This is a genomic window from Amycolatopsis thailandensis, from assembly GCF_002234405.1.
GTDB lineage: Bacteria > Actinomycetota > Actinomycetes > Mycobacteriales > Pseudonocardiaceae > Amycolatopsis > Amycolatopsis thailandensis.
Genome location: NZ_NMQT01000036.1, coordinates 21,380 through 44,287 on the forward strand (window position 1 = coordinate 21,380; position 22,908 = coordinate 44,287).

The following is a 22,908-nucleotide window of genomic DNA, read 5'->3' on the forward strand; positions in this document are numbered from 1 at the left end:
CACACACGATCAGGAAGGCGGCCCCGATGACGCCCCCGCACAACTACCTTGCGGTGATCAAGGTCGTCGGTATCGGCGGCGGCGGAGTGAACGCCGTCAACCGCATGATCGAGGTCGGCCTCAAGGGCGTCGAGTTCATCGCGGTGAACACCGACGCTCAGGCACTGCTCATGTCCGACGCCGACGTCAAGCTCGACATCGGCCGGGAACTGACCCGCGGCCTCGGTGCCGGCGCCGCCCCCGAGGTGGGGCAGAAGGCCGCCGAGGACCACCGCGAAGAGATCGAAGAGGTCATCAAGGGCGCCGACATGGTGTTCGTGACCGCGGGTGAGGGTGGTGGCACCGGCACCGGTGGCGCGCCCGTCGTCGCCCAGATCGCGCGGAAGCTCGGCGCGCTGACCATCGGCGTCGTCACCCGCCCGTTCACCTTCGAGGGCAAGCGCCGCAGCAAGCAGGCCGAAGAAGGCATCCAGCAGCTGCGCAACGAGTGCGACACCCTCATCGTCATCCCGAACGACCGGCTGCTGCAGCTGGGCGACATCGGCGTCTCGCTGATGGACGCGTTCCGCTCGGCCGACGAGGTGCTGCTTTCGGGTGTCCAGGGCATCACCGACCTGATCACCACGCCGGGTCTGATCAACCTGGACTTCGCCGACGTCAAGAGCGTCATGTCCGGCGCGGGCTCCGCGCTGATGGGCATCGGCTCGGCGCGCGGCGAGGGCCGGGCGATCCAGGCGGCGGAGAAGGCGATCAACTCGCCGCTGCTCGAAGCGTCGATGGACGGGGCGCACGGCGCGCTGCTGTCGATCGCGGGCGGATCGGACCTCGGCCTGTTCGAGATCAACGAGGCCGCGTCGCTGGTGCAGGAATCCGCGCACCCCGACGCCAACATCATCTTCGGGACGATCATCGACGATTCGCTCGGCGACGAGGTCCGGGTCACCGTGATCGCGGCCGGTTTCGACGCGGGCACCCCGACCCACAAGAAGCTCGACCCGTCGACCTTCGGCTCCCGGGCGAACTCGACCGCGTCCGCGCAGGCGGGCCAGGTCAACGGAGGCGGGGCGACGCCGGTGCAGAGCCCGCCTTCGGGTGCCACGCCGGTCCCGTCGACCGGGTCCAACGGCTACCCGGTCGCGCCGCCGCGCCCGCACTCGTCGATGCCGCCCGCCCGCACCGAGGGCAACGGCTCGCTGAGCGGAGGGCTTCCGCAGCCCGGCGGCGGTTCGCGCGGGTACTCGCCGATCGGGTCGAACTCGACCCACGGCAGCCTGCCCGGCCGCGCCACCCCGGTGCACGACGACCCGTCGGACGACGAGGTCGACGTTCCCCCGTTCATGCGGCGGTAGCTCGCCAGTACGTTCCGTGAAGGCCTCCTTGACTACAGTCGAGGGGGCCTTCACTCAGGTCTAGGAGGATTTCGTGCGGGTACGGCGGGTTGTCACGACAAGGGCGGGCGGGGCTTCCCGGCCGCCTTACGACACCTTCAACCTCGGCGATCACGTCGGTGACGACGCGGGTGACGTCTACGCCAACCGCAAACGTCTCGCCACCGAACTCGGTCTCACCGAGGACAGGCTGGCGTGGATGGAGCAGGTCCACGGCCGGACCGCCACCGTCGTCGACGGCTCGGAGACCTCCGCCGCCGAAGCGACCGACGCGCTCGTGACCGCCCAGACGGGTCTCGCGCTCGTGGTGCTCGTCGCCGACTGCGTGCCCCTGATGCTGGCCGACGCCGAAGCCGGTGTCGTCGCCGCCGTCCACGCGGGCCGCGTCGGCGCCAGGGTCGGCGTCGTTCCCGCCGCGATCGAGGCGATGCGTTCGCTCGGTGCCGAACCGGCCCGGACCGAAGCGCTGCTCGGGCCCGCGATCTGCGGCGACTGCTACGAAGTCCCCGCCGACATGGCCGCCGACGTCGAAAAGCACGTGCCCGGCAGTGCCTGCAAAACCCGCAAGGGGACGCCCGGTCTCGACCTGCGCGCCGGCCTCTGGCGGCAACTGGCCGATCTCGGCGTCGGCAAGATCGGCGTCGATCCCCGCTGTACCAACGAAGACAAGACCCTGTTCAGCTTCCGCCGCGACGGTACGACCGGCCGGATCGCGGGGATCACCTGGCTGGACGCGTCGTGAGTGACACCCGTAAGGGGGAACTCGCCGCTTCCCTCGCCGAAGTGGAAGAGCGGATCGGCGCCGCGTGCAAGGCGGCAGGCCGGGCGCGCGACGAGGTCAAACTGCTCGCGGTCACCAAGACCTTCCCGGCGCTCGACGCCGCGCTGCTCGCCGACCTCGGCGCGCTCGACCTCGCCGAGAACCGTGATCAGGAGGCGGGGGCGAAGGCCGAAGAGGTCGCCGGGTTGCGTCCCGACGCCTCCATTCGCTGGCACATGGTCGGCAGTCTCCAGCGGAACAAGGCCAAATCGGTCGTGCGCTGGGCCGACGAGATCCAGTCCGTCGACTCCGAGCGCCTGGCCGACGCGCTCGCGAAAGCCACCAGGTCGGCGCTCGATTCCGGGCAACGCGATCACCCGTTGGACGTCCTCATTCAAGTAAGTCTCGATGACGATCCGAAACGCGGGGGCACTCGGGTGAGCGAAATAAGCCAGTTGGCGGAGCGGATAGCCCATGTGGGTGATATTCGTCTCCGGGGGCTTATGGCGGTGGCTCCGCTGGGTACTGATCCCGCAGAGGCGTTCGAGAAGCTCGCTCGTGCGTCGGAGCGTCTACGGGAAGAACACCCAAATGCCCGTGAGATCTCCGCCGGAATGAGCAATGATCTCGAGCAGGCGATCGCGCACGGCTCAACCTGTGTGCGTGTCGGAACCGCGTTGCTCGGTGGACGCGGTTTAGCCTCGCCCTAGGGAATACCGTCTCGTCGTTACGGGGAGTGGCGGCGAGGGCGGGGGAGCACGGTGCGGGACGCGGCTAAGGCTAGGGAGAGGCATGAGCGCGCTGCAGAAGCTGAAGGCCTACTTCGGGATGGTGCCCGCGGACGAAGACGGCTACGACGTCGAGGACGACTACCGGCGAGGGTACGCGCCGAAGGAATATGCCGAAGACGAGTACGACTACGACGATGAGCCACCGGCCCGGTCGCGGGGTGGACGTTACCGGGACGTCGACGACACTTACGACGAGCCCGCGCCCCGGCCTCGGTCACGCTCCGTGGCCAGTCCGGAGCCTGCCGTCCACGGCGCGCTGGCGATCGATCGCCAGCCGGAACCGGTCGCACGCCTGCGTCCGGTCACCGAGCCGGTCCGTGCCGCGGTGCGTGACCCGTTGAGCCGGATCACGACGCTGCACCCGACGAGCTACGCCGAGGCGCGCGCGATCGGGGAACACTACCGGGAAGGCATCCCGGTGATCATGAACCTCACGGAGATGGAGAACGCGGACGCGAAGCGTCTCGTCGACTTCGCCGCGGGGCTCGCTTTCGCGTTGCGCGGCTCGATGGACAAGGTCACCAACAAGGTGTTCCTTCTCTCACCGCCCGATGTGGACGTCACCGCGGAGGACCGTCGGCGGATTGCCGAAGGCGGATTATTCCTGCGCGGCTGATCACCCGGTGACCGCTGAGCGCAGCCGGATGTGATTTTGTCGACTCATCGGCATCCGAGGCCCGTCAACTGCGTCTTTTGACGCGGGGCATGGCAGAGTGGTTACGTGAATGCTGTGTTGCTGGTCGTCTGGTACGTGCTGTTCGCCTTCTGGCTCCTGCTGACGGCACGGATCGTCGTCGAACTCGTGCGTGCTTTCGCTCGCGAGTGGCGTCCTGCCGGAGGGGTTGCGGTAACGCTCGAGACCATCTACACAGTGACCGACCCACCGGTTCGTCTGTTCAGACGAATCATCCCGACCGTACGAATCGGCGGCGTCGGACTGGACTTATCGATTATGGTGCTGCTGTTGGTTGTGTTCTTCGCGATGCAGCTGGCAACGCCAGGGTGATTTTCGGGGAAGCCCCGGTGGACCTGCAGGCCATGGAGTGCGTGAGGTGATCTGATGTCGTTGACCCCCGCTGACGTGCACAACGTCGCGTTCAGCAAGCCGCCCATAGGCAAAAGGGGCTACAACGAGGACGAGGTGGACGCGTTCCTCGACCTGGTGGAGACCGAGCTTGCCCGGTTGATCGAGGACAACAACGAGCTGCGGCAGCAGGTCGAGCAGCTCGACAACGAGCTCGAGACCACGCGTGGTGAGCTCGAAAACGCCAAGGCCGGCGCCGTCGGCCCGCCGCCGCAGGTACGCGACGAGCCGTCGCGCCGCCTGGCGCCGGTGCCGCCGCCGCAGTCGGCGATGGAGCAGACCCAGGCCCACTCGATGGTGCCGGACAACGGGGAGCCCAACGTCCAGGCCGCGAAGGTGCTCGGGTTGGCGCAGGAAATGGCCGACCGGCTCACCGCCGAGGCCAAGACCGAGTCGGACGGCATGCTCGCCGAAGCCCGGACCAAGTCCGAGCAGCTGCTGTCGGACGCGCGGTCGAAGTCGGACTCGATGGTGAACGAGGCGCGCACCCGCGCCGAGACCATGCTGAACGACGCCCGGACCCGTGCCGAGACCTTGGAGCGCCAGGCGCGCGACAAGGCCACGACCATGGAGCGCGAGGCTCAGCGCAAGTACACCGAGACCATGAACAACATGAACGCGGAGAAGGGCTCGCTGGGCAAGAAGATCGAAGAGCTGCGCACGATCGAGCGGGAGTACCGCACGAGGCTGCGCGGGTTCCTCGAGTCCCAGCTGCGTGAGCTCGACGACCGCGGGTCGGCCGCTCCCGCGTCGGCGTCCTCGACGAACTCGGGGCAGTCGGCGTCGTCCTCGGGCGGCGGACAGGGCTACTCGTTCGGCCCCCGGGCCGAAGCGGGCTGATTTCTGCCCTGCTCAAAGTTTCTACACAGTGGAACGGCCTCGGCACTCTCCGGAGGGTCGAGGCCGTTTCGCTTGCCGCTCGTGTTGTAATTCACCGTGCTCTACATCGTCCTGGTACTGGTACTGGCGGCTCTGGGGCTGCTCGTCGCGGCGCTCATCACCGCGAACTCCCTGTGGGCCTGGATCTCCATCGGTCTCTCCGTCGTCGCCGGGTTGCTGCTCGTCTTCGACTGGCTGCGCCGCCGGAAGAAGCGCGCGGCCGAAGCCGACGCCGATTCCGAAGAGGCCGAAGAGCCGGAAGACTCCGAGGATTCGCCTTCGGTCGAAGAGAGCGACGCGGACGAAGAGAAGAAACCCGAGGACGCCGAGCAGACGGCCTTGATACCCGCCGCCGGTGAACTCGACGACACGGAAGACGTCCCGGAGCCTCAGCGCAACGGTGATCCCGGTGAGGAGAAGAGCGACCCCGCCGATGTGGCGATCGTCTCCGAACTCGAGACCGAGGTCGTCGTCGTCGACGAGTACCCGCGCTACCACGTGACATCGTGCGCGTGGCTCGAAACCCGGGACACGATCCCGCTCGGTATCGGGGAAGCGCGGCAGCTCGGGTTCACCCCGTGCGCACTGTGCACGCCCGACGCGGAGATCGCCGGGCAGCACCGCGACAAGACCACGACCTAGGCGTTTTCCAGCGTCCGCGCCGCTTCGCCGACGGTGACCAGGTCGGCGGCGATGGTGTCGAGTACCAGGCGCTGTTCGTCGTCGGCGTTCGGAGGCACCGGGATTTCCGCGGCCTCGTCGGTGCCGAGCGTGCGCGCCGCCTCGTCGACGGCGTCCGCGACGTCGGCCGGTCCGGACAGCAGCAAGAGCGACGACGACGTGATGGACAGGCCTCGCAAGGCCTCGGCGGCGTTTTCCAGCGCGTCCCGTTGCCCGAGCGCGGGTTCTTTCGTGCCCGGCTCCGCGGCGAGCAGGCCTTGGTGCGCGACGGTGGCGGCGCGGAAATCGCGGCCGAGCGTTCGCGGGTCGACGTCCTCGCCGCGCAGTTTGCGCCCCACCGAGCCGAGCAGCACGCGAGTGGCGCCGACGGCGCTCTCGAATCGTTCCACCGGACCGGGTTTCGGCACGCCGGGGATCGCGGCGAAGCCGAACAGCAGGGCGATGGCACCGGCGAGAACCATCAGGAGCAGGTACTCGACGAGTACGTAACGCGGGTCGAGATGCCTGGTGGTCGCGTTCATGCCGACCGACATCAGGACCATGCAGCCGTTGAACACCGCCGGACGCGTCTGCATGAACGAGAACCCGCCCAGCAACGCGACCAGCCCGATCGGCAGCAGAAACCCTTGTGGCAGAAGCCAAAGGACAAGGGTGAGCACGACGGCGCCGCCGAGTGAACCGCCGATGCGCTGCCAGGCCTTGCCGAGACTGTCCCGCCATTCCGGCTGCATGATGGCGAACGTGCCGAGCAGGAAGGAAACGGTGAGCGGGTCGCCGGGCCGGAAACTCGCGACCACGAGCGCCAGCGCCAGGCCGAGCCCGCAGCGGAGCGCGTGCCGGAACTGGGGCGACTGCCAGGAAAACGCGCCGCTCAACTCGATCCGGCGCAGTTCCTTCCGGAGTCCTTTCGGGACGTCCACACGCGACTCGTCGCGTTCGGCCGCCGCGGTCCGGATGGTTTCGAGAGAATCCCAGAGCGCGATGACCAGCCTGGCCGTGGCGCCGGGCAGCCCGGCGGGTTCCTCGCGCCGCACCGGTTCGACGTCGTCCGGTGCTACCGGGTTTCGGACGGCCTCGGCGAGTCTGGCGGCTTCTTCCGCGGCCGCGGCGAGCGTTTCGCCGATTTCGCGGTGGTTCACTCGTTTCCGGCGGATCTCCAGCAACCCGGTGGCCGCGCGATAGCGGAATACGCCGCCGAGGACCCGGCCGGTCCAGCGCCGGGGCCGGTCCGCGAGCCACAGTTTCGCCGCATGCTCCTGTGTTCCCTCGACGAGTGCGTCCGCCAGTGCCTCACGGGTCTGCTTCGCCGGATCCTTCGCACCCATCAGGATCCGCAGCAGGAGCACGACGCCCACCGCGAGCGCCGGCGCGCCCAGGATCTGCCCCGCCGACGCCGTCCCCGTCAGCTGGAAGCCGTACCCGAACAGCGATGCCATCCCGAGCCCCAACCCGACCGTGACGAACCGCGCCCCGAACGCGGGCAACAGTCCGGCGACGACCACGATCACCACGAGCAGCCCGATCGCCGCCCACTGCGACACCGCTCCCAGCAGCCGCGGCACCCCGACCGCGAGGATCAACGCGGGCGCGAACCACGCCAGCAGCCGCAGATCCGCCCAAAGTGGCCCGCCGACCGCCGCCATGAGGCAGAAGAGCGCGGTCAAAGCCGCCAGGACGGCCGCGTTGCCCAGTCCCAGAAGGAATCCGAGCCCGCTGACGCCGCCGAGGACCACCAGCAGCACGACGAGGAGTCCGGGCCCTTTCATCGGGCCCCATAGATCGACATACCCGTCAACCTAGAGGCGATTGCCGGGACGGCAACTCGGGCCCCGTCGGCTCACGATCACCCGTCCGGCCGCGAAAAGGTGGCTTGCCGGACGGCCGCTGATACGTTGCGGTCATGCCGGAGTCTCCTGCCCCTGATAACGGCGAAGACGCTGGTCCGCCGCGCCGTCGAGGCGGGGATCGGCGGCTTGCTGCTCTGTTCTTTCGGGCTCACGGTGCTGTTCTATGGAGTTTTCCTGCTGAGGGAGAAGAAACCCTCCGAGGGCTCTCCGTTCGGCAAGGCGGATGCCGGCTAGGGTGTGCTGTCGCGTTTCAGGATTGAGCGTGGGTTGATCGTGTTGGGGAAGGGATTCGCGGATCGCGACACAGGCCCGCTAGGTGACACTGGCGCGGATTCCCCATGATCGATCAGCCGGACGGGTCTCCTGTCTGTCGGCCAAGAGGATGAATACCCGTCCGGAACGCTCGCCGTGGCAACGCGCAGCAATGAGAAAACCAAAAGAACCGCCCTGGCTCAAACCTGCCGGAATATTCAGCAAGCTCCTGCTGGACTTGGGTGATTAACCGGACCTTTGAACCGCCATTTACCCCCATATTTTATAGCACAGGTGTTCGAATCAGAGTATCATTGATTTCGTGGCCGACAGCGACAGACCCGAGACGACGCGCACCGAGTGGTGGCGCGTCGACACGGCTGCGTTGCATGCCCGTAAGCAGGAGTTGGAAGTCCTCAAGCGTCGGGTGGATGCGGAGCAGAACGCGATCCTGGCGGAGATCAATGCTCGCGGTGTTCGTGGGTGTTCTGGTCATTCGACGTTGGCGGCGATGATTTTCGAGGATTTCCTGTTGTCGGACAAGGAAGCCAGGGATCGTGCGGATCGGGTGCTGGCGTTGTATCCCGGTCCGTCGATCGGCGGTGATCCGGAGCCTCCGTTGGCGCCGTTGACCGCTCAAGCGGCCGAGGAGGGGGCGGTCGGTGGTTCGCAGATCGACGCGATCATCCGCACTCTGGCGCGGATCCCGTCGAGTGTGCCGGAGGAGGAGGTGCGGGGTGGGGAGAAGATCCTGGTCGATCTGGCCCGTCGTGCCGGTCCTCGTGCGATCGCCCGGGCCGGGCGGCGTTTGCTGGACAAGCTCGATCCTGATGGGAAAGAGCCGCGCGATGAGGACCCGAAGGATGCGCGGCCGGAGTTGCGGTTCGTCAAACACCGCGACGGGACCCTCGGGCTGAAAGCCACCCTCGACCTGGAAACCTACGCGCGGTTGAAGTCCGACCTCGACCCGCTGGCCAAACCCCACAAGGCGATCGACGGGGTGCGGGACTCCCGCACCCAGGACGAACGCTACGGGGATGCTTTCACCGACTATGTGCGGTTGAAGACGACCAGCCGGAACCTTCCCGGTCAGGCCGGGGAAGCCACCCACATCCTGGTCACCATGTCCTATGAGGACCTGATCAACGATCTCGGCGAAGCTCGCCTGGACCTGGTCGGCCCGATCAGCGCGACCGACGCCCGGATCCTTGCCTGTGATGCTCGGGTGAGGCCGGGTGTTCTCGGCACCGCAGGCGAACCACTGGACATCGGGCGGTCGAAACGGACAGTGTCGCTGGCGCAGAAGTATGCGTTGACGATCCGCGACGGCGGCTGCGCGTTCCCGGGCTGCGACATGCCCGTACCCCGCTGCACCGCGCACCACATTGTTTTCTGGCGGCACCACGGCGAAACGAAAATCGACAACCTCGTCCTCCTCTGCACCAAACACCACCGGCTGATCCACCACAGCGAATGGAAAGTCCAGATCGCCCAAGACGGACTCCCCGAATTCACCGCCCCTGCCTACCTCGACCCCACCGGGGAACCGAGACGCAACACGATGTACCTCAGGACATAGGCCGATCTACTGACTGTATAACGACCTACACGGCTGCGCCTGGATACCGGAATTGTCGGACCCTCAAGGGACACTCGTCACCATGACCATCACAGGGACTCAAACCTGGGTCGAATCCCTCGGCGGCCCCGCTCATCGTGGTGCCTGTCTCCGCCTTGTCGCGCTGGAAAGGAAGTATCGAAGGAGGTGACGACGACTATGACCGTGCCTGCGCGGTGAACGCGCTGGCGGGCGCTCTCCCCATCGGCGAGGCGACAGGCCTGGTCCTCGGTGATGAACCCGCCACAACTTGCTACCTCCCGGAGCACCGCGCTTTCCTCCGTTGGCTCGCGGCCGATTCCGAGGGCGACCTGCTCGCTGAAGCCGAGCGACTCCTCGCCGATCCCGCCACGCCGTGGGAAGACTGCGGCCTGTGGGAAACCGACGGCCCCGCGGTCCTCATGGACTCGGTGACCGCGGGCGAGGAACTGGCGTCGAGTACCCCGCCGGCGGAAAGCCGGAGCAGGCGTACGTCGAGATCGAGAAAGGCCGGTTCGTTGTTCGCGCCATCCACACGAGAGGCGAAGCAGCCTGGGTCGGGCTGATCCGCTTGATCCCCGACGGCCGTTGATCCCGGAGGTCGTTTGATCCCGGAGAGCGGCTCGAACACAGGTTTCCACCCACCCCGGACAATCCGGTTGCCGTCGCGCGCTACCCTTGAATCAACTGGCACCGATCCGGCCATCACCGGGGAGCCTCCGGAAGAACAGGGCTCGCGCCCTCAGTAGAACCGGACGGGTACGGCCCGTCACAGCCGTCGAATGAGCGGCCCAGCCGGAACACCAACCGGCCGGGCAAGCGGGGTGGTACCGCGGAACGCGCCGGAAACGGCCGTCTCGTCCCCGTGTGGGTGAAAGCCCGTACGAGAGAGACGAACCGCGAGGAGCACCGAAGATGTATCCCAAGGCACAGGTGGACGGCGAGACCGGCGTCCCGTCCCAGCCTTCGTTCCCCGAGTCGGAAAAGCGCGTCCTCGCGTACTGGGAATCCGATCGGACCTTCCAGGCCTCCATCGACGCCCGCGACCCCGGGGTCAACGGTTCGAACGAGTACGTCTTCTACGACGGCCCGCCGTTCGCCAACGGCCTCCCGCACTACGGCCACCTGCTCACCGGGTACGTGAAGGACCTGGTGCCGCGTTACCAGACCATGAAGGGCAAGCGCGTCGAGCGCCGCTTCGGCTGGGACACTCACGGCCTGCCCGCCGAACTCGAGGCGATGCGCCAGCTCGGGATCACCGAGAAGTCCGAGATCGACGCGATGGGTATCGACGTCTTCAACGACGCCTGCCGCGAGTCCGTGCTGCGCTACACCGGCGAATGGCAGGACTACGTCACCCGCCAAGCCCGCTGGGTCGACTTCGACAACGACTACAAGACGCTCGACCTTTCCTACATGGAGTCGGTCATCTGGGCGTTCAAGCAGCTGTGGGACAAGGGCCTGGTCTACGAGGGCTACCGCGTCCTGCCCTACTGCTGGCGCGACGAGACCCCGCTGTCCAACCACGAGCTGCGCATGGACGACGACGTCTACGCCAGCCGCCAGGACCCGGCCGTCACGGTCGGTTTCCGCCTGGAGGGCAACGACAACGAGCTCGACGGCACCTATCTGCTGATCTGGACCACGACCCCGTGGACGCTGCCGTCCAACCTCGCGACCGCGGTGCACCCCGACGTGCGGTACGTCGTGGTGGAGTCGGCGGAGCAGGAAGGCAAGCGATTCCTGCTCGCCGAAGCGCGCGTCGCCTCCTACGCTCGCGAGCTCGGTGAAGAGCCGACGGTCGTCGGGCACTACACCGGGACCGAACTGCTCGGAACCCGTTACGCCCCACCGTTCCCGTACTTCGCTGGGCACGAGAACGCGCATCGTGTGCTGTCCGCGGACTACGTCACCACCGAGGACGGCACCGGTGTCGTCCACATCGCGCCCGCCTACGGTGAAGAGGACAAGGTCGTCACCGACGCGGTCGGCATCGTCCCGGTCACCCCGGTCGACGCTCAGGGCAAGTTCGACGCGACCGTCTCGGACTACGCGGGCCAGCAGGTGTTCGACGCCAACCCGAACATCATCAAGGACCTCAAGAACGGCACCGGTTCCGCCGGCCGTCAGGGCGCGGTGCTGCTGCGCCACGAGACCTACGAGCACCCGTACCCGCACTGCTGGCGCTGCCGGAACCCGCTGATCTACCGCGCCGTCTCGTCGTGGTTCGTCGCGGTGACCGAGTTCAAGGACCGGATGGTCGAGCTGAACCAGCAGATCACCTGGTACCCGGAGAACGTCAAGGACGGCCAGTTCGGCAAGTGGCTGGAGAACGCCCGCGACTGGTCGGTCTCCCGCAACCGGTACTTCGGCACGCCGATCCCGGTGTGGCAGTCGGACGACCCGGCGTACCCGCGCACCGACGTCTATGGCTCGCTCGACGAACTCGAGCGCGACTTCGGTGTCCGGCTGGAGAACCTGCACCGGCCCTTCATCGACGAGCTGACCCGGCCCAACCCGGACGACCCGACCGGGAAGTCCACCATGCGCCGGATCGAGGACGTGTTCGACGTCTGGTTCGACTCGGGCTCGATGCCGTACGCCCAGGTGCACTATCCGTTCGAGAACACCGAGTGGTTCGAGCACCACTACCCGGGCGACTTCATCGTCGAGTACATCGGGCAGACCCGCGGCTGGTTCTACCTGCTGCACGTGCTGGCGACCGCGCTGTTCGACAGGCCGGCGTTCCGCACCTGCATCTCCCACGGGATCGTGCTCGGCTCGGACGGCCAGAAGATGTCCAAGTCGCTGCGCAACTACCCGGACGTCAACGAGGTCTTCGACCGCGACGGCTCCGACGCGATGCGCTGGTACCTGATGGCGAGCCCGATCCTGCGCGGCGGGAACCTGGTCGTCACCGACAAGGGCATCCGCGACGCCGTCCGCCAGGCCGTGCTGCCGCTGTGGAACTCGTACTACTTCCTCGCGCTCTACGCGAACGCCGAGGGCGTGGAAGGCCAGTGGCGCACGGATTCGAAGCACGTCCTCGACCGGTACGTGCTGGCGAAGACGCACGAACTGGTGACCGACGTCGAGCACACGCTCGACACCTACGACGTCGCCGGTGCCTGTTCGACCGTCCGCGACTTCCTCGAGGTGCTGACGAACTGGTACGTGCGCCGGTCGCGCGACCGGTTCTGGGCGGGTGAGCAGGACGCGATCGACACCCTGCACACCGTGCTGGAGGTGACGTCGCGGGTGGTGGCGCCGCTGCTGCCGCTGACCACCGAGGTCGTCTGGCGCGGGCTGACCGGCGGCCGTTCGGTGCACCTGGCCGACTGGCCGAACGCGCTCGACCTGCCCGCCGACGCTGCGCTGGTGACGGCGATGGACCGGGTGCGCCAGGTGGCGTCTTCGGCGCTTTCGCTGCGGAAGTCGAACAAGCTGCGGGTGCGGCTGCCGCTGGCCAAGCTGGTCGTCGCCGCGCACGAGGCCGAAACGCTGCGCGAGTTCACCGACATCCTGCGCGACGAGGTCAACGTCAAGTCCGTCGAGCTGACCACGGACGTCGCCGCGCACGGCGGTTTCGAGGTCGCGGTGAACGCCCGTGCCGCCGGGCCGCGGCTGGGCAAGGACGTCCAGACGGTGATCAAGGCCGTCAAGGCGGGCGAGTGGACGACGTCCGAGAGCGGCGCCGTCGTGGCCGCCGGGATCGAGCTCGTCGAAGGCGAGTACGACCGGCGTCTGGTCGCCAAGGGCGGCGGCGCGGCCGCGGAACTGCCGGGCGGTGCCGGACTGGTCCTGCTCGACACCGAGGTGACCGACGAACTGGCGGCCGAGGGCCTGGCCCGTGACCTGGTCCGGGTCGTGCAGCAGGCTCGCCGTGACGCCGGGCTCGACGTCGCCGACCGGATCGCGCTGACGGTCGACGCGCCGGAAGACGTGGTCACCGCGGCGAAGACGCACGAGGAGTTCATCGCCTCGGAGACGCTGGCCACTTCGGTGACCTACGGCGACGTCGCCGACGGCTCGGCCGGGACGGTCGGGGAGGGCACGAAGGTGACCGTGGCGGTCGCCAAGGCCTGACCTCGCAAGTGACATGAAAGGCCCCTTCATTGCAAAATTTGCAATGAAGGGGCCTTTCATTGCGGCCGGAAGGTCCCGATCACCGGGATCACGAAAAGGATTCGGAACCGTCGCTTTCTCGCCGCCTACCCGCCTTGCGCGCGAGAAATCGGCAGGCTGGCGCCCGGGGGCGCGCGAGGGCGCGTGCCGTACTGGGGGAGAGCGAATCGATGAGTCCTGCCCGGAAAAGAGGGATCCTGATCGGTGCCGCGCTGGCGGTCGTCGCCATCGTGGTGGCCGCGGTGGTGCTGCTGGTCAGGGAGGAGCAGGCGCCCGCCGCCTCGAGCGGCCCGGGGGAGTCCACCGAGAGCGCGTACGACAGCCCGGCCCAGGTCGCGGCCCGCTTCCTGCGGCAGTTCGACACCGGTGACCTGGCCGGTGCGCCGGTCGACGACCCGGCGGCGGCCACGGCCGCCCTGACCGCGACACGCGGCGCGCTCGGCTCGGCGCCGGTCAAGACCTCCCTGGGCGAGGTCCCGACCACGGCGGGGAACGCGACCACGACGTCGGCCACCTTTCACGCCGCGTGGTCCTTCCCCGGCGACAGCGTCTGGCGCTACGAAGGCAAACTGGAGCTGGTCCGCAACGCCGGGAAATGGGTGGTCCGCTGGGCGATGTCGGTGATCCACCCGAAGCTCGAAGCAGGCCAGCAGCTCGCCGTCGCCCGCGCTTCGGCCAAGCCGGTCGTGGCGGACCGGGACGGCAAGGCCCTCGTCGGCGGTGACGCGGCCGGTGTCGCGCCGATCCTCCAGGGGGCGCTGTCCAAGGTCGCGTCCGGGCAGAACGGCGGCACCGGGACACCGGCCACCGTCAGCGTGTCCCGCGTCGACGCCTCCGGCAAGCCGGTCGAAACGCTCTTCGGGCAGGCCACGGAGACAGACAAACCGCTGGTCTCGACCTTGAGCGTGACCTCCCAGACCGCCGCGCAGAAAGCCGTCGACGGTTTCCAGGGGCCCGCGATCATCGTCGCGATGAAGACTTCGGGCGAACTGCTGGCGGTCGCGCAGAACGGCGCGGCCGGGAATCAGCCGAAGGCGCTCAACGGCCTCTACTCGCCGGGTTCGGCCTTCAAGATCGCCACGGCGACCGCGGCGTTGCAGCAGGGCGGGGTCTCCGCCGACTCCCAGGTGGCCTGCCCGGGCAGCGAGCAGATCGGGACCCGCACGCTCAAGAACGAGAACGCGTTCGACCTGGGGACCGTTTCGCTGAAGACCGCGTTCGCCGCGTCGTGCAACACGACCTTCGGACGGCTCGCCGGGCAGTTGCCCGCGGACGGTCTCGCGAAGGCGGCGACGCAGCTCGGCCTCAACGCGGACTTCGAGATCCCGGGGCTGGCCACCGAGACCGGGAAGGTGGAACCGTCGAGCAGCGGCGACGAGAAGGTCGAAGCCGGCATCGGGCAGGGGAAGGTGCAGGTCAGCCCGCTGGGCGCGGCGCTCATGGCGGCCACGGTCGCCACCGGGAAGCCGGTGGTGCCGAAGCTGTGGCAGGGGCTGGAGACCAAGGTCAACGCCGGATACCAGGCCCCGCCCGCCGGGGTGCTGAACCAGGTCCGGGTGATGATGCGCGAGGTCTGCACGACAGGGACCGCGAAGGCGCTGAAGAGCAGCGGAGCCGTCTTCGGCAAGACAGGGACGGCGCAGTTCGGCTCGGGCGCCGACGCCAACGGCTGGTTCGTCGGCTACCGCGGGGACGTCGCTTTCGCCGTCATGCTCGAAGGTTCCAACGACTCCAAACCCGCGGTCCAGCTGGCGGCGAAGTTCCTGGCAGGCTGACGTTTCGGTGCTCGCCGAACCGTGGGTCTTCTACGGTGGACGCATGGAAACGATCGCCTTGGCCGAGGTCGCGGCCGTGCTCGCCGACCCGAGTCGCGCGTCGATGTGCCTCGCGCTGCTCGACGGGCGTGCCTGGACGGTGACCGAACTGGCCGGGGCGGCCGAGGTCGCGGCGTCGACGGCGAGCGAACACGTGACGAAGCTGACCGAGGCGGGGTTCGTCGTCCGGGTCAAGCAGGGGAGGCACAGCTACGTCCGGATAGCCGACCCCCGGGTGGCGGAACTGATCGAGCATCTGGCGCAGCACGCCGAACACCGTCCGGTGAAGGGATTGCGCTCGTCGGTCCGGGTGAAGCGGCTCGAATTCGCCCGGACCTGCTACGACCACCTCGCCGGCACGGTCGGCGTCGCGCTGCGGGACGGGATGCTCACCACCGGGCTGATCGACGAGGCCGACGGCTTGACGCTGACCGCCCGCGGACGCGAGGTGCTCGGCGCGCTCGGGGTGGAGATCGCCGACGGCCGCCGCGCGATGTTGCGTGACTGTCTCGATTGGACAGTGCGCCGTGATCATTTGGCGGGTCGTGTCCCCGCGGCGTTACTGTCTCACGGAGTGAGCGCCGGCTGGTTGTCGCGTGAGGGCAACCGCGCGGTGAAAGTCCTGCCTGCGGCCGAAAAACCGTTCGCGGACCTCGGTGTCGACCTGGCAGGCCTGCGTCGTCCGTAAAGGACAGTCTGTAACACAGGCCAACCGGACGGTTTTCGACCGGTACACGATCGAGTGACGACCACCGCCTCACTATTCTGGAGCCCTCACGGCGACCGGACGGGAGGCGACATGGAGCAGCTCCCGCTCATCCTCGGTACCGGCGGTGCCGTGCTTCTCGTCGCCGTGATCGCCGTCCGGGTGTCGATCCGGGTCGGCCTTCCCTCGCTGCTGCTGTACCTGGGGATGGGGGTCCTGCTCGGCGAAGCCGGGTTCGGCATCCATTACGACAACCCCGAACTCACGCAGTCTCTCGGCCTCGCCGCGCTGGTGATGATCCTGTCCGAAGGTGGCCTCACCACCCGATGGTCGGCTGTGAAGCCCTCGCTGGGTATCGGGATCGCACTGTCCACAGTGGCCGTGGCGGTGAGCATCGCGGTCACCGGCGCCGCGCTGCACTGGTTGCTGGGCCTGGACTGGCGGATGGCGTTGCTGTGGGGCGCGGTGCTGGCCTCGACCGACGCCGCCGCCGTGTTCTCGGTGCTGAGATCGGCGGGGATCGGGAAGCGGCTCGTCGGCGCGCTGGAGATCGAGTCGGGGATCAACGACGCCCCGGCCTATATCGCCGTCGTCGTCCTCGCCGAGGGGACGACCATCGACTGGTCCCTGCCGCTGCTGGTGGTCTACGAACTCGCGGCCGGTCTGGTGATCGGCCTGGCCTTCGGCTGGATCGGGGCGCAGGCGCTGAGACGGGCCGCGCTCCCGGCGACCGGTCTGTACCCGCTGGCCACGATGGCGGTCTGCGTCGTGGCTTATTCGAGCGGGCAGCTCGCCCACGCTTCGGGTCTGCTCGCCACCTACGTCGCGGCGCTGGTGCTGGGGAACTCGAAGCTGCCGCACCGGTCGGACACGCTGTCCTTCGCCGAGGGGCTCGGGTGGCTCGCGCAGATCGGGCTGTTCGTGCTGCTCGGCCTGTTCGCCTCGCCGGGCAGGATCTTCGAGAGCCTGGTCCAGGGCCTGGTCGCGGGCGCGGTCGTGCTGTTGCTGGCCCGGCCGTTGTCGGTGCTGCTCTCGGCGCTGCCGTTCAAGGTCCCCTGGCGAGAACAGGTGTTCCTGTCCTGGGCGGGCTTGCGCGGGGCGGTCCCGATCGTGCTCGCGCTGATCCCGTTGTCTTCCGGGGTGCCGGGCGCGCAGGAGCTGGTCGACGCGGTGTTCGTGCTGGTCATCGTGCTGACGCTGCTCCAGGGCGCGACGCTGACCCCGCTCGCGAAAGCGCTCGGGCTGGCTCAGCACGCCGAAGCGCACGAGATCGACGTCGACTCCGCGCCCCTCGACGAGATGGGCGCGGAACTCCTGCAGGTCCGGATCAACGCCGGGTCCAAGATGCACGGTGTCTACCTGGCCGAACTGCGGCTTCCGGTGGGGGCGACGATCAGCCTCCTCGTCCGCGACGGCGCCGGCTTCACGCCCAACAAGAACACCCGGCTCCAGGAACGCGACCAGTTACTCGTCGTGACCACCTCCGACGCCCGTGACACGGCCGAACGACGGCTCCGCGCCGTCGACCGCGCCGGACGCCTCGCCAGGTGGAAGGGCGAATCCGGCAAGTAGGTCACGAACCGGCACCAGCTGTTCGTCGGTTGATCTCAGAAAATTCTTCCCTTTTGTACTCCTTTTGGATTACTTTCCCGGCAATCCACTCCATCGAATGGGTGAGTGTCACGGGTTAAGGAGTACGCAAGGTGACGAAACTTCCTGCACGGTTCGCTGGTCTGGGGGCCGCGGCCGCACTCGTCGGAGTGGTTCTCACCGCGCCGGTGGCGTCGGCGACGGGCGCCTTCCCCGCGTTCGGATTGCCTTTCGACGCGGGCCAATCGGTCTACTCGGCGGGCATTCACTCGGACAACGGGAACTCCGGCGTGAAGAACGCCATCGACTTCAGCCCCGGCGACAAGACCGTGCGCGCTCCGCTGGCCGGCACCGTCCGGATCCAGCACTGCGACGGCGGCGACTGGGTGACCGTCGACCACGACGGAGGCTGGCGGACCGGCTACTACCACATGGAGCGCATTTCGGTCGCCGACGGCCAGAAGGTCGCCCCCGGCGACGCCCTCGGCCGGACCGGCAACGCGCTGCCCTGCGGTGGGAGCAGCACCGGCGCCCACGTGCACTTCACCCTGTGGACCCTGCCCGCGGCCGCCGCGCAGGGCGGCGACTCGCGCGACTTCGGCGTCGGCGCGGGCAATTGGAACGGCATGTCGTACGACGAGGTCTCGACCAAGGTCGCCGAGGCCTACGGCGAAGCTGTCGACGGCAAGACCTTCGGCGGCTGGCAGTTCACCGCGGGCACCGATCAGTACTCCGGTACCGCGACCGAGGTCTCTTCGCGTTCCGTCGTCCCGTTGCCGGGCCGATTCCGCGTCTGACCTCCCGTTGCCCGGCGCGGCGCGGCGCCGGGCAACGGTTCTCCTCGATTGCGGAACGCGTGACCGGCGTCTCAACATCCGGACAAGGGGTGGCTTGATCGCCGGTGTATCCGCTAACTTCGTTCGTAGGTCACGAGTGTCAGCGTCAAGCCCCGGCTAGCTGACCGGCAACCCTCCTTCCGCGGTGGGGTGCCCCGGGTGAGGACCTGGCTCGTCGCGTGGTGCGACGGGCAAGCGCGGGATCCTCTGTCGGGTCCCCTGGCCCGGAGGATGACCATGACTCTCGCTCTCGAACGCACGAACGCCCCCGCCGTCGTCGCGGAAACCGTTGTCTCGCAAGAAGTTCCGACGGTGGCGTGTGCCGGTCTGCGGGTTCCGCTGGTCACCGGCGGCGAGATCGGGTACGCCAACCTCGATCACGCGGCGAGCGCTCCCTGTCTGGACAAGGTCCGCGCCGCGGTCGACGAATTCCTCCCCTGGTACGCCAGCGTCCACCGCGGCGCCGGGTTCGCCTCGCAGATCTCCACCAAGCTTTACGAGCGCACGCGCGGGATCCTGCGCGACTTCGTCGACGCGCGGTCGACCGACACCGTCGTGTTCACCCGCAACACCACCGATTCCTTCAACCTTCTCGCCCGCAGCCTGCCGAAGCACACGTCGGTCGTCGTGTTCGACACCGACCACCACGCCGCGCTGCTGCCGTGGAAGGGCCCGAACGTCCGCCGGATTTCGACGCCGCGCACCCGTCTCGCCGCTGTGTCCTCTGTGGACGAAGCTCTCGCGGACTGCCCGCAGGGCCCGCGACTGGTCGTCATCACCGGCGCGTCCAACGTGACCGGGGAACTGTTGCCGGTCAAGGAGATCGCCGCCGTCGCCCGGCGGCACGGCGCCCGGATCGCGCTCGACGCGGCGCAGCTCGCGCCGCATCGCAAGATCTCTGTTCGCGAACTGGACGTCGATTACGTCGCACTCTCGGGCCACAAGCTGTACGCGCCCTTCGGCGCCGGCGCGCTGATCGGCCGCGCCGACTGGCTGCGCGCCGCCCAGCCGTACCTCGCCGGTGGTGGCGCGACGAAGCTCGTCACCCGCGACGCGGAAGATCTGGGCGTGGTCTGGAACTCCGGCGCCGAGCGGCACGAAGCCGGTTCCCCCAACACCGTCGGTGTCTACGCGCTCGGTGTCGCCTGCGAGACACTCGCCGAAAACTGGGACGCGATCGTCTCCCACGAGGACGAACTGCTGACGCGGCTGCGTCGCGGTCTCGCCGGTATCCCCGGATTCGCCGAGCTTCGGCTGTTCGACGCCCCGGTCGACAGGGTCGGCACGCTCAGCTTCGTCGTCGACGGCTTCGAACCGGGCTGGCTCGCCGCGGTGCTTTCCGCGGAGTACGGCATCGGCGTCCGTGACGGTGCCTTCTGCGCGCACGTGGCGACCAAGCGGCTGATCGCCGCCGCCGGTTCGACGGGGCAGCAGGCCGTCCGGGTCAGCCTCGGCCTCGGCAGCACCACCGAACACGTGGACCGGGTCGTCCTGGCGCTGCGCCAGATCGTCGCCCGCGGCGCGCGCTGGCAGTACGAGAAGCCCGAGGGCCGCTGGGTGCCGGAGAACGATCCGCGGGAGCTTCCCCCGTTCTGCGCCTGACCCACTACCCTCACCCCGCATGGGGAACGAGCGACCGCGTTACTGGTTTCCGCTGGCGTTGCTGGGATTCGCCCAGCTGGTGGTGGTGGCCTCGTCCGTCGGCACCGGCCCGCCCGGGGGATGGTTCGCCTACGCGCCCGACCCCGGCCCGGGCCTGTATCAAGGGCTCTATGGCGTGGAGATGAGCCGCGCGACCGCGACCGCGATCGACCTGTCGTTCTCCGGCTTCGGCCGGAACGACGGCTGGCTGTTCGCCGTCCTCGCGGTCTACCTCGGCACAGTGCTGTTCTACGCGATCCGGGCGAAGACCACGCCGTGGTGGAAGGTCGCCCTGATCGCAGTCGGGGGAATGGTCGCGATCCCGCTGGCGGATCTGGTCGGTTTCTGGGAATTCGAAATCGACGGCGACGCGCGGAGCGCGATCCTTCTGACACTGGGCCTGGTCGCGCTCGCCTGGCTGGACCGCAGCGTGCTCGTACTGGTGGTGGCCGCGGCGTTCGTGCTCTGCGCCGTCGTGCTCGCGCGGGGGCAGCTCGCGCTGGTGCTGTCTTCGCTGGTCGCGCTCGCCGGGGCGTTCGCGGCACTGCTGAGCAGGCCGAAGGCGGCCGCCGAGGAGACCTGAGCACGCTCCGTGGACAATGGGGGAGTGAGCACAGAGCCCGAAACCGCGCCACCGGCGCCGCCGCTGCCCAAAAAGCGCGTCGCCGTCGTGTTCGTCGTCGCCGCGGTGCTGTGGGGGATCGACCTCCTCACCAAGCAGATCGCCGTGTCGACGCTGGAGGGCAAGCAGCCGGTCGAGTTCCTCGGCGGGCTGGTGTACTTCCAGCTGGTGCGCAACCCCGGTGCCGCCTTCTCGATGGCGACCGGGCTGACCTGGGTGCTCGCGCTGGTCGCGGTCGTGGTCGTGGTCGCCATCGTCTGGCTGGCCCGGCGGCTGCGTTCGGTCGGCTGGGCGATCGGCCTCGGCCTGGTGCTGGCCGGCGCGCTCGGCAACCTGACCGACCGGATCTTCCGCGCCCCCGGCCCGCTCCAGGGGCACGTGGTCGACATGATCTCCGCGTTCGCGCCGAACGGGCAGGGCTGGGCGATCTTCAACGTCGCCGACTCCGCGATCTGCGTCGGCGGTGTGCTCATCGTGATCCTCTCCTTGCTGGGCAAGGACTACGACGGATCGTCTACGAAGGACAAGAAGAAGGCGGCGAGCGAATGAGCGCGCGGATGTTGCCCGTTCCCGACGGGCTCGACGGCATGCGCGTCGACGCGGGATTGGCGAAACTGCTGGGACTTTCCCGCACTGTCGTGGCGGAACTGGCCGAATCCGGCGAGATCTTCCTCGACGGCAGACCTGCCGGAAAGTCGGACCGGCTGTCCGCCGGCGGGCTGCTCGAAGTGACGCTGCCCGATCCGGCCTCGGCGATCGAAGTGGTCGCGGAACCCGTCGAGGGCATGAAGATCCTGCACGACGACGACGACATCGTGGTGATCGCGAAGCCAGTCGGTGTCGCCGTGCACCCGAGCCCCGGCTGGACCGGCCCGACCGTCGTCGGCGGGCTCGCCGCCGCCGGGTTGCGGATCGCGACGTCGGGCGCGGCCGAACGCCAGGGCGTCGTGCACCGGCTGGACGCCGGCACCACCGGCGTGATGGTCGTCGCGAAGAGCGAGCACGCGTACACCGTGCTGAAGCGGGCGTTCAAGGAACGCACCGTCGACAAGGGCTACCACGCCATCGTCCAGGGCCACCCGGACCCGACGCGCGGCACCATCGACGCGCCGATCGACCGGCATCCCCGGCACGACTACAAGTTCGCCGTCGTCCAGGGCGGGCGGCCCAGCGTCACGCACTACGAGGTCGTCGAGGCCTTCCGTGCCGCGTCGCTGGCCAAGATCAAACTGGAGACCGGCCGCACGCACCAGATCCGCGTGCACTTCTCGGCGCTCAAGCACCCGTGCGTCGGCGACCTCACCTACGGCGCCGACCCGGTGCTCGCGCGCAAGCTGGGGCTTTCGCGGCAGTGGCTGCACGCGAAGACGCTCGGCTTCGCGCATCCGTCGGACGGGCGCTGGGTCGAGTTCGAGTCGGAGTACCCGGACGACCTGGCGAACGCCCTGCGGATCCTGCAGGACGAGAACTAGCTGCTGCGCATTTAATCCTCTGAATGCGCTCTTGGTCTACTCGCGGCGGCGCGGTGCCGAGTACATGAAGGCCCCCTTGCTTGCGCCTGGCTCCGTGAAGGACCCCTTCCTGTACTTGGAGCGCCGCCGCGAAGGGGGCGGTCGTCCGTGAAGGACTCCTTGAGGGACCTAGGGTCCGTGAAGGGCCCCTTCACTACCATGAGGGTAGGGAAGGAGGCCTTCACTACCCTTGCCCGCTGCCAGCGCAGTCCGTGAAGGACCCCTTCACGTACTTGAAACGCGGGAATCAGTCGTCGATCGACCAGGTCAGGGTGCGTTCGTCCGGTTCTGGCCGCGGAGACCAGCGCACGGCGACCACGCGGGTGGCGTCCGGCAGCACGTAGACGGTGTGCCCGCCGAGCGTCTCGCCCGGCCGGACGCCGATCTTGTGCGGCGGCCGCGAGGTGAGGGAGACCGGCGCCTTCGCGATCGGCTTGCCGTCCGCGGTGAGCAGTTCGAGATAGTTGTCCGGCAGCGACACGAACGGGATGTTTCCGCGGTTGGTGATCTCGGTGTGCACCACGACCGACCGTTCCCCGGCCTCCAGCGAGTAGCCCGCCGCGCTGAACAGGTAGTCCGCCGGGTCCTGGACCTCGAGCAACTGGACGGTGAGCTGCTCGCCCTCCAGCCCCTGGGTCTCCATGACGTCGCCGGTCTTGCCCTTCTTGCCCTCGGGGACCTGCCGCGGCGCGGGCTGCTCGTCGCCGCGGGCCCAGGACGCGGTCTGCGGGACGCCCCAGGTGCTGATCACCGGGTCGGCGGGCGCGGGCGGCGGCGCGAACTG

At 68.4% G+C, this 22,908-nt stretch carries 19 protein-coding genes, 1 pseudogene and 1 riboswitch; of the genes and pseudogenes, 18 read left to right on the forward strand and 2 right to left on the reverse strand.

Translation table 11 applies throughout. The annotated features are described in order from the left end of the window. Positions 1 to 26: 26 nt before the first annotated feature. From ftsZ to CFP71_RS11845, 7 genes are all read left to right on the forward strand, one after another. Positions 27 to 1,349, forward strand: coding sequence for a cell division protein FtsZ (ftsZ, locus tag CFP71_RS11815; protein ID WP_093933888.1), 1,323 nt, complete (start codon positions 27 to 29; stop codon positions 1,347 to 1,349). 73 nt (positions 1,350 to 1,422) lie between these two features. Beyond that, positions 1,423 to 2,130 carry a peptidoglycan editing factor PgeF gene (pgeF, locus tag CFP71_RS11820; protein ID WP_093933889.1) on the forward strand — a complete coding sequence of 236 codons (708 nt, stop codon included), beginning with the start codon at positions 1,423 to 1,425 and terminating at the stop codon, positions 2,128 to 2,130. Beyond that, positions 2,127 to 2,858 carry a YggS family pyridoxal phosphate-dependent enzyme gene (locus CFP71_RS11825; RefSeq protein ID WP_093933890.1) on the forward strand — a complete coding sequence of 244 codons (732 nt, stop codon included), beginning with the start codon at positions 2,127 to 2,129 and terminating at the stop codon, positions 2,856 to 2,858. The genes pgeF and CFP71_RS11825 overlap by 4 nt, the downstream gene beginning before the upstream one ends. Before the next feature lie 82 nt (positions 2,859 to 2,940). After that, entirely contained in the window at positions 2,941 to 3,555 is a 615-nt protein-coding gene (locus CFP71_RS11830) for a cell division protein SepF (RefSeq protein ID WP_093933891.1), read from the forward strand. Positions 3,556 to 3,669: 114 nt separating this feature from the next. Then, on the forward strand, positions 3,670 to 3,945 hold the full coding sequence (locus tag CFP71_RS11835; protein WP_005155180.1) for a YggT family protein: 276 nt from the start codon (positions 3,670 to 3,672) through the stop codon (positions 3,943 to 3,945). Positions 3,946 to 3,999: 54 nt separating this feature from the next. After that, positions 4,000 to 4,863: a DivIVA-like cell division protein Wag31 gene (wag31, locus tag CFP71_RS11840; protein ID WP_093933892.1), complete on the forward strand. Its 864-nt coding sequence runs from the start codon at positions 4,000 to 4,002 to the stop codon at positions 4,861 to 4,863. Positions 4,864 to 4,959: 96 nt separating this feature from the next. Beyond that, positions 4,960 to 5,544, forward strand: coding sequence for a hypothetical protein (locus CFP71_RS11845; protein WP_093933893.1), 585 nt, complete (start codon positions 4,960 to 4,962; stop codon positions 5,542 to 5,544). Here CFP71_RS11845 and CFP71_RS11850 read toward each other — a convergent pair. Beyond that, positions 5,541 to 7,349: an FUSC family protein gene (locus tag CFP71_RS11850; RefSeq protein WP_093933894.1), complete on the reverse strand. Its 1,809-nt coding sequence runs from the start codon at positions 7,347 to 7,349 to the stop codon at positions 5,541 to 5,543. The two genes, CFP71_RS11845 and CFP71_RS11850, sit on opposite strands and share 4 nt — an antisense overlap. Positions 7,350 to 7,995: 646 nt before the next feature. On the opposite strand from CFP71_RS11850, the gene CFP71_RS11860 reads away from it, so the two are divergent. The 11 genes from CFP71_RS11860 to CFP71_RS11910 all read left to right on the forward strand — a co-directional run bounded on the left by CFP71_RS11860 (position 7,996) and on the right by CFP71_RS11910 (position 22,085). Continuing rightward, on the forward strand, positions 7,996 to 9,261 hold the full coding sequence (locus tag CFP71_RS11860; RefSeq protein WP_093933896.1) for an HNH endonuclease signature motif containing protein: 1,266 nt from the start codon (positions 7,996 to 7,998) through the stop codon (positions 9,259 to 9,261). A 140-nt stretch (positions 9,262 to 9,401) separates the two neighbouring features. After that, a complete protein-coding gene (locus CFP71_RS11865) occupies positions 9,402 to 9,845 on the forward strand; it encodes an Imm21 family immunity protein (protein WP_208635935.1) in 444 nt (147 codons plus the stop codon). Between the two features lie 349 nt (positions 9,846 to 10,194). Further along, positions 10,195 to 13,365: an isoleucine--tRNA ligase gene (ileS, locus tag CFP71_RS11870; RefSeq protein WP_093933897.1), complete on the forward strand. Its 3,171-nt coding sequence runs from the start codon at positions 10,195 to 10,197 to the stop codon at positions 13,363 to 13,365. A gap of 209 nt (positions 13,366 to 13,574) precedes the next feature. Then, positions 13,575 to 15,179 carry a penicillin-binding transpeptidase domain-containing protein gene (locus tag CFP71_RS11875; RefSeq protein ID WP_093933898.1) on the forward strand — a complete coding sequence of 535 codons (1,605 nt, stop codon included), beginning with the start codon at positions 13,575 to 13,577 and terminating at the stop codon, positions 15,177 to 15,179. Between the two features lie 43 nt (positions 15,180 to 15,222). After that, positions 15,223 to 15,906, forward strand: coding sequence for an ArsR/SmtB family transcription factor (locus CFP71_RS11880; protein WP_093933909.1), 684 nt, complete (start codon positions 15,223 to 15,225; stop codon positions 15,904 to 15,906). Between the two features lie 111 nt (positions 15,907 to 16,017). Beyond that, complete coding sequence (locus CFP71_RS11885) at positions 16,018 to 17,496, forward strand: potassium/proton antiporter (protein ID WP_093933899.1); 1,479 nt, start codon at positions 16,018 to 16,020, stop codon at positions 17,494 to 17,496. A gap of 131 nt (positions 17,497 to 17,627) precedes the next feature. Beyond that, positions 17,628 to 18,311 (forward strand): M23 family metallopeptidase, encoded by a 684-nt coding sequence (locus CFP71_RS11890; RefSeq protein ID WP_093933900.1) that lies wholly within the window; start codon positions 17,628 to 17,630, stop codon positions 18,309 to 18,311. Between the two features lie 128 nt (positions 18,312 to 18,439). Beyond that, positions 18,440 to 18,554: riboswitch (SAM riboswitch) on the forward strand. 33 nt (positions 18,555 to 18,587) lie between these two features. Then, positions 18,588 to 19,952 carry an aminotransferase class V-fold PLP-dependent enzyme gene (locus tag CFP71_RS11895; protein ID WP_093933901.1) on the forward strand — a complete coding sequence of 455 codons (1,365 nt, stop codon included), beginning with the start codon at positions 18,588 to 18,590 and terminating at the stop codon, positions 19,950 to 19,952. Between the two features lie 19 nt (positions 19,953 to 19,971). Beyond that, complete coding sequence (locus CFP71_RS11900) at positions 19,972 to 20,574, forward strand: hypothetical protein (protein WP_093933902.1); 603 nt, start codon at positions 19,972 to 19,974, stop codon at positions 20,572 to 20,574. Between the two features lie 24 nt (positions 20,575 to 20,598). Continuing rightward, positions 20,599 to 21,162, forward strand: coding sequence for a signal peptidase II (lspA, locus tag CFP71_RS11905; protein ID WP_093933903.1), 564 nt, complete (start codon positions 20,599 to 20,601; stop codon positions 21,160 to 21,162). Further along, complete coding sequence (locus CFP71_RS11910) at positions 21,159 to 22,085, forward strand: RluA family pseudouridine synthase (RefSeq protein WP_093933904.1); 927 nt, start codon at positions 21,159 to 21,161, stop codon at positions 22,083 to 22,085. Before lspA ends, CFP71_RS11910 begins: the two co-directional genes overlap by 4 nt. A gap of 286 nt (positions 22,086 to 22,371) precedes the next feature. On the opposite strand, the pseudogene CFP71_RS11915 reads toward CFP71_RS11910, so the two are convergent. Next, a pseudogene (locus tag CFP71_RS11915) lies at positions 22,372 to 22,908 on the reverse strand (AsnC family protein); the annotation flags it as partial.